The organism is Vibrio sp. R-1, assembly GCF_035615595.1.
Lineage (GTDB): Bacteria > Pseudomonadota > Gammaproteobacteria > Enterobacterales > Vibrionaceae > Vibrio > Vibrio cholerae.
Window position 1 is genome coordinate 1 of record NZ_WPDC01000296.1, and the last position, 525, is coordinate 525.

Below are 525 nucleotides of genomic sequence, written 5' to 3' on the forward strand. Positions count from 1 at the left end.
AATAGCCAACTAACATGATGAGATCACATTATGGCTTTCAATAGAATTGTAAATTCGAGAAAATACGTGCTTTACAAAAACCTTGAGCGAAACAATGAAAAAACTTTTAATCAGCTTTATCTTCCTTTTCACGCTGTCTGGCTGTGCAGCAATGTTCCACGGCACAAGCCAACAAGTATCGATTCGCAGCCAGAACCCATCAGCAAAGATCTATGTCAACGAAGCATACTTAGGTAATGGTAATGTAATTACCGCATTCAAGAAAAACCAGAACTATACTATTCGCGTTGAAGAAGACAATTGTCACTCAGTCACCATTCCTGTTACCAAATCATTTGATGCAACAACTTTACTAGGTATCTTCATCGACTTTGGCATCGTGTCTATCCTTGTCGTTGATGGCGTGGGTACTGGGGCATGGCAACAATTTGATCAAACAAGCTATATCGTCAACGCTAATTGTTCAAAATAATAAATCTTAAGGCAGCAATAATTAGCTGCCTTTTTACATAACGCCCGCCTAAG

1 protein-coding gene is annotated in these 525 nt (G+C 39.0%); it reads left to right on the top strand.

Features of this window, described 5'->3' with window-relative positions:
* The first annotated feature begins 94 nt into the window (after positions 1–94).
* Positions 95–472, top strand: a complete 378-nt coding sequence (locus tag GOU96_RS18205; protein WP_000734783.1) for a PEGA domain-containing protein — start codon at positions 95–97, stop codon at positions 470–472.
* Positions 473–525 lie beyond the last annotated feature (53 nt).